The organism is Azospirillum endophyticum (assembly GCF_016595245.1).
Taxonomy (GTDB): Bacteria; Pseudomonadota; Alphaproteobacteria; order Azospirillales; family Azospirillaceae; genus Azospirillum; species Azospirillum endophyticum.
In genome coordinates this window covers 42,131-48,453 of record NZ_JAENHM010000080.1, presented here as the reverse complement: position 1 = coordinate 48,453, position 6,323 = coordinate 42,131, and the positions used below count along the sequence as shown (strand labels likewise).

6 protein-coding genes are annotated in these 6,323 nt (G+C 67.6%); 5 read left to right on the top strand and 1 reads right to left on the bottom strand.

Going from position 1 to position 6,323, the window contains the following annotated elements; all coding sequences use genetic code 11:
* Positions 1–131: 131 nt before the first annotated feature.
* Entirely contained in the window at positions 132–368 is a 237-nt protein-coding gene (locus tag JHL17_RS32620; RefSeq protein WP_200198825.1) for a hypothetical protein, read from the top strand.
* 123 nt (positions 369–491) lie between these two features.
* Positions 492–1,280: a hypothetical protein gene (locus JHL17_RS32615; protein ID WP_200198824.1), complete on the top strand. Its 789-nt coding sequence runs from the start codon at positions 492–494 to the stop codon at positions 1,278–1,280.
* A gap of 74 nt (positions 1,281–1,354) precedes the next feature.
* Here the strand turns inward: JHL17_RS32615 and ogt are convergent, their stop codons facing one another.
* Positions 1,355–1,888, bottom strand: a complete 534-nt coding sequence (gene ogt, locus JHL17_RS32610) for a methylated-DNA--[protein]-cysteine S-methyltransferase (RefSeq protein WP_200198823.1) — start codon at positions 1,886–1,888, stop codon at positions 1,355–1,357.
* A 355-nt stretch (positions 1,889–2,243) separates the two neighbouring features.
* On the opposite strand from ogt, the gene JHL17_RS32605 reads away from it, so the two are divergent.
* The 3 genes from JHL17_RS32605 (at position 2,244) to JHL17_RS32595 (ending at position 6,305) form a co-directional block, all read left to right on the top strand.
* Positions 2,244–3,566 (top strand): NAD(P)-dependent oxidoreductase, encoded by a 1,323-nt coding sequence (locus JHL17_RS32605; protein WP_200198822.1) that lies wholly within the window; start codon positions 2,244–2,246, stop codon positions 3,564–3,566.
* 18 nt (positions 3,567–3,584) lie between these two features.
* Positions 3,585–4,871 (top strand): NAD-dependent dihydropyrimidine dehydrogenase subunit PreA, encoded by a 1,287-nt coding sequence (preA, locus tag JHL17_RS32600; RefSeq protein ID WP_200198821.1) that lies wholly within the window; start codon positions 3,585–3,587, stop codon positions 4,869–4,871.
* Positions 4,872–5,036: 165 nt separating this feature from the next.
* On the top strand, positions 5,037–6,305 hold the full coding sequence (locus tag JHL17_RS32595) for a Zn-dependent hydrolase (protein WP_200198820.1): 1,269 nt from the start codon (positions 5,037–5,039) through the stop codon (positions 6,303–6,305).
* Positions 6,306–6,323 lie beyond the last annotated feature (18 nt).

The following is a 6,323-nucleotide window of genomic DNA, read 5'->3' as shown; positions in this document are numbered from 1 at the left end:
TCGCAACTTGAACGAATCACAGGTCGGCGAAATTACGCAACTTTATTTCCGGTCAGCCTCTCAGCCAGTCGGCCAACGGCGGTCCCGCCGCCCCGCTCTGCGCGATCAGCCTTCTCGGCCAGACGACGGACGTGATCGTACCGATTCAATATGTGCTGCTGATGTTCGCCACCCAGACCGTCAACACCGGCACCGTGCTCTACAACGCCTACACGCAGAGCGTTTCCGTGGATCTGACGGGGGCGCCCGGCAACGCCCGTTCGGTCAGCTATGTCGTCAACCAGGGATGGCAGACCGACGGGGCGACCTGGGCGAAGGTCTATGCGCCGAACGCCGCGCTGAAGCCGCTGCTGATCAATCCCCAGTGATGCCTCACGGCGGCGGCGTCCGGATTGCCATGCGCAGTCCGGCGCCGCCGCCGCACCGGCCGGATCCTGTCGATCAAACAACGGGATCGACCAGGCAGCGAATGGCACCCCCGGAGATCGGTGATGAGCGCCCAAAGCAATTTCTACATCACCATAACGATCGAATCGTCCACATTCACCGGGCTGAAGACTTCAGGCTACAACCTCTTCGGAATGGTCGGCGTCGTCAGTTCGAACAAAAGCGGCAGGCCGGCGGTCGCCGTCTGTACCAACGCCTATCTCCAGAACAACATCGTGACGCTGTCGGGCCAGTTGACCGCCTATGATTCGATTTCCCAGATCGCCGACAACAGCACGATCACGATCGGAAGCCCAGCCGCGATCGCCGCCGGACAAATCGCCACCATCGATCCCAGCGGCTCCCTCTCGGTGGCCTCCGGCGCCCCTGCCGGCACCGTTTACTTCGTCAACGGCGCCTCCACCAGCTACACCGTCGGCATCGCCCGCAGCCTGTCCCTGTCGAACGTTCCGTCCTCCGCTGTGCCGTCCGTGGCCTTCAACGCGCAACCGACCTTCATGGTGACGACGGCGCCGACCGGGTCCGCCCTGTTCTTCTTCGGAACCCCGACCTATCGGGCCGGAACGATCCTGACGACCTGCTTCGGCTCCGCCGTCGCGATCGACCTGGCGACGGCCCCGGCCGACGGCGTGACCCTGATCTACGACCAGACCCAGGGCGGATGGCTGACGAACGGCGCCTCCTACCTGACGAAGATCGCGGCCGGCAGCACCATCACGCCGGTTCTGATCCAACAGCCTGGCCCGGACACTCCCGCCGCTTTCGCCCTCATGATCCAAGACGATCCCGTGGCGGTGCCGGGCGACGATTCCGACCGGACCGAGCTAGGATGAGGTATTCCCCGGCCCGGATCGAACGCGCGGCATAGCACCCGATCGAACCGCGAAATCCAAGCCGAACCGGGATTTCAGCGTCCGGCACCTTCTGCCGACACCCCCTCATGGGCCAGCAGCCAGCGCTTGCGCTCCACCCCGCCGCCATAGCCGGTCATCGCTCCGCCGGAACCGATCACCCGGTGGCAGGGCACCACGATGCTGACCGGGTTGGCGCCGTTGGCATGCCCTGCCGCCCGCACCGCCGCCGGACGACCGGCCAGCGCCGCAAGCTCGCGGTAGCTGACGGTGCCGCCGCAGGAAATCCCGCGCAGCGCCGCCCACACCGCACGCTGAAACGGCGTCCCACCGGTGTGCACCGGCAGCCGGTCGATGATGGCGAGATCGCCCGCGAAATAGGCATCCATCGCCCGTGTCAATCCGCCCGGATCGGCCGACGGCTGCAATTCATAACCAGCGGGATGGTGCAGGCGCAGCAGCCGGCGCAGCCGGTCCTCATGGTCGGTCCAGTCGATGGCGCGCAAGGCGCCGTCCTCGCCCGCCACCACGATGAGTTCGCCAATCGGCGTGGCGGTGCGGTCGATCAGCAGGCTGGACACAGCGGGCATGGCGATACCCCTTATCCCTGTCACAGAGGCGCGCTGCTGAAATTGAAGGCAGCGGCTCTACGATGCAACCCTTTGATACGGCGCAGTTTCCCGTTTCCGATCTCCCCGCTTCCCAGGCGTTTCCCGCGTATCGCCGCCAAAAGAGGCGCCAAAAGGCTGAGTTGCGTACAATCCGCATGGCTGGCATGATGACGGCATGCCTGTCCATACCGTCAGTTTTTGACCGAGCCGTCAGCTTTTCCGCAGCCGCCGCGCCTTGGCGATGCTGGGGCCGTGCTGGTTGGTTTTCTTGGCACGCGGGTTGCTGACGCTTCGGTGGACACGCCGCTCTGCGACCGAAGGGAAGCCATCCGCCATGACCCTGATCGCTACGCTTGCCGCCGCCCAGAAATCCGATGCGGATCTCCCCGCCTCGCCTTACGCGGACCTGACGCCAGCGATGACGCCGGTCCAGGCGCTCGCCGAGTCGAACCGCTGCCTGTTCTGCTTTGACGCCCCCTGCATCAAGGCCTGCCCGACCGGCATCGACATCCCGGCCTTCATCCGCTCAATCGCCACCGGCAACCTGAAGGGTGCGGCGACGACGATCCTGTCGGAAAACATCATGGGCGGCACCTGCGGCCGGGTCTGCCCGACCGAGACGCTGTGCGAACAATCCTGCGTCCGCAACCGGGCGGAGGACCGCCCCGTCGCCATCGGCCGGCTGCAACGCCACGCCACCGACCGCCTCATTGATGGCGAACCGGCCCACCCCTTCCCCCGCGCCGCCACCACCGGCAAGCGCGTCGCCGTCGTCGGTGCCGGTCCGGCCGGCCTGTCCTGCGCCCACCGCCTTGCCACGCTCGGCCATCAGGTGACGGTGTTCGAGGCGAAGGCCAAGTCCGGCGGCCTCAACGAATACGGCCTCGCCCCCTACAAGATGGCCGACGATTTCGCCCAGCGCGAGGTCGCCTTCATCCTCGGCGTCGGCGGCATCACGGTGGAGCATGGCCGCAAGCTGGGCGCCGACCTATCGCTCGACGGCCTGCGCGCCGACTTCGACGCCGTGTTCCTCGGCGTCGGTCTCGGCGCCAACAACCGTCCCGGCATCCCCGGCGAGGAGCGCGCGGGCGTCGAGGACGCCACCGCCTTCATCGAACGCGTCCGTCAGGCTTCCCCCGGCCAGCCCCCCGCCGTAGGGCGCAGCGTCGTGGTGATCGGCGGCGGCAACACCGCGGTGGACGCCGCCATCCAGGCCAAGCGCTTGGGCGCGGAGGACGTGACCCTGGTCTACCGCCGAGGCCGTGCCCAGATGGGCGCCACCGCCTGGGAGCAGGAACTGGCCCAGACCGAGGGCGTCGTCCTCAAGACCTTCGCCGCTCCGCAAGAGATCGGCGAAACCACCATCACCTTCGAACGCACCCGCCTGACCGACGGTAAGCTGGCCGGCACCGGCGAGACCTTCACCCTCCAGGCCGACATGGTGCTGAAGGCGATGGGCCAGAAGCTGGCGGCCAAGGCGCTGGACGGCCTGCAGGTCACCGGCGGCAAGATCGCCATCGACGGGACCTACCGCACCACGCTGGCCAAGGTCTGGGCCGGCGGCGACTGCGTCGCGACCGGCGAGGATCTGACGGTCCAGTCGGTGCAGGACGGCAAGCTCGCCGCCCTCGCCATCCACAGCCACCTGACCGCCTGAGGAAAGGGAGCCCCCATCATGGCCGATCTTCGCAGCACCATCGCCGGCATCCGCTCCCCCAACCCCTTCTGGCTGGCATCGGCCCCGCCGACCGACAAGGCCTACAACGTCGTCCGCGCCTTCAAGGCGGGCTGGGGCGGCGTGGTGTGGAAGACGCTGGGCGAGGACCCGCCGGTGGTCAACGTCTCCAGCCGTTATGGCGCCCATCTCGACACCGACCGCCGGATGATCGGCTTCAACAACATCGAGCTGATCTCCGACCGGCCGCTGGAGGTCAACCTGCGCGAGATCATCGAGGTCAAGCGCGACTGGCCCGACCGCGCCATGGTCGTCTCGCTGATGGCCACCATGACCGAGGCCGCCTGGGCCGGCCTCGCCCGCCGCGTCGCCGAGACCGGGGCGACGGACGGGCTGGAACTGAATCTCGGCTGCCCGCACGGCATGTGCGAGCGCGGCATGGGCTCCGCCATCGGGCAGGTGCCGGAGATGGTGGAGCAGGTCACCCGCTGGGTGAAGAACGCCGTCAACCTGCCGGTGATCGTCAAGCTGACCCCCAACATCACCAACATCCTGTGGTCGGCCGAAGCGGCCAGGCGCGGCGGCGCCGACGCCATCTCGCTGATCAACACGGTGAACTCCATCGTCGCGGTCGATCTTGACGCCATGGCCCCGACCCCGGTGGTCGACGGCAAGGGCAGCCATGGCGGCTATTGCGGCCCGGCGGTGAAGCCGATCGCGCTGAACATGGTGGCGGAGATCGCCCGCAACCCCGACACCCGCGTCCTGCCGGTCAGCGGCATCGGCGGCATCACCACATGGCGCGACGCGGCGGAGTTCCTGGCGCTGGGCGCCACCAACGTCCAGGTCTGCACCGCCGCCATGACCTACGGCTTCAAGATCGTCGAGGACATGATCGGCGGCCTGTCCAACTGGATGGACGAGAAGGGATACCGCAGCCTCGACGAGTTGAGCGGCCGCGCCGTGCGCAACGTCGTTAACTGGAACGACCTGAACATGAACTTCTCGACCAAGGCGGTGATCGACCCCGCCTTGTGCATCGATTGCGGCCGCTGCCACATCGTCTGCGAGGATACCTCGCACCAGGCGATCCGCATCGATGCCGGCGAAGGCCGCCGCCTCTTCACCGTGGTCGACGAGGAGTGCGTCGGCTGCAACCTGTGCAGCCATGTCTGCCCGGTGCCGGACTGCATCACCATGGTGCCGGAGCGGAACGACCTGCCCTATGTCACCTGGCCCAACGACGCCCGCAACCCGATGCGCGTCCCCGAAGCCGCCGCCGAATGACGCTCCCTCGGCCGTCATCCCCGCGAAGGCGGGGATCCAGGCTTTGTCACGGGGACCGTTTCCGAAACTCTGGATCCCCGCCTTCGCGGGGATGACGTCGAAACAGAGATGGCGCCGGCCCGACCGAAAAGGGATGAGGCGCCCTTCCGTTCAGGAGAGAGCAACATGTCCACCCCGCAGAATGTCGCCGTGAACGGTTCGCGCCTGTGGCAGAGCCTGATGGACATGGCGCAGATCGGCGCCACGCCCAAGGGCGGCGTGTGCCGGCTGGCGCTGACCGATCTCGACAAACAGGGCCGCGACCTGTTCGTGCGCTGGTGCGAGGAGGCCGGCTGCACGGTGTCGGTCGACAGGATGGGCAACATCTTCGCCCGCCGTCCCGGCCGCGACGACAGCCTGCCCCCCGTCATCATGGGCAGCCATCTCGACAGCCAGCCGACCGGCGGCAAGTATGACGGCGTCTATGGCGTGCTGGCCGGGCTGGAGGTGGTGCGCAGCCTGAACGACATGAACTACGTCACCGAGGCCCCGGTGGAGGTCGCGGTCTGGACCAACGAGGAGGGCTCCCGCTTCGCCCCGGCCATGGTGTCGTCCGGCGTCTTCGCCGGAGTGTTCGACCTCGACTACGGCCTGTCGCGTGCCGATCTCGACGGCAAGACGATGGGCGAGGAGCTGGCCCGCATCGGCTATGCCGGCGACCGGGAGGTGGGAGGCCGCAAGGTCGGCGCCTATTTCGAGGCCCACATCGAACAGGGTCCGATCCTGGAGATCGAAGGCAAGACCATCGGCGTCGTCACCGACTGCCAGGGCCAGCGCTGGTACGAGATCACCTTCACCGGCCAGGAGGCCCATGCCGGCCCGACCCCGATGGTCCGCCGCAAGGACGCGCTGCTGGGGGCCGCCCGCGTCGTCGACGCGGTGAACCGCATCGGCATGAAATACGGCCCGCTGGCCTGCGCCACGGTCGGGCTGATGCAGATCCATCCCAACAGCCGCAACGTCATTCCCGGCCGCGTCTTCTTTACCGTCGATTTCCGCCACCCGGACGACGGCATCCTCGCCGCCATGGACGGCGAGCTGCGCGCCGAGGTGGAGCGCATTGCCGGCGGGATCGGGCTGGAGACCGACTTCCAGCAGATCTGGTACTACGCCCCGATCAAGTTCGACGAGAGCTGCGTCGCCGCCGTCCGCAAGGGGGTGGAGCGCACCGGCCACAGCTTCCGCGACATCGTGTCGGGTGCCGGCCACGACGCCTGCTACCTGTCCAAGGTGGCGCCGACGGCGATGGTCTTCATCCCCTGCATCGACGGCATCAGCCACAACGAGGTCGAGGAGACGACCCCGGAATGGTCGACCGCCGGCTGCGAGGTGCTGCTGCACGCCGTTCTCGACCGCGCCAACGCCATGGCCGAGCAAGTGAAAGCGCCCGCGTGATACGCTCCCTCTCCCGTC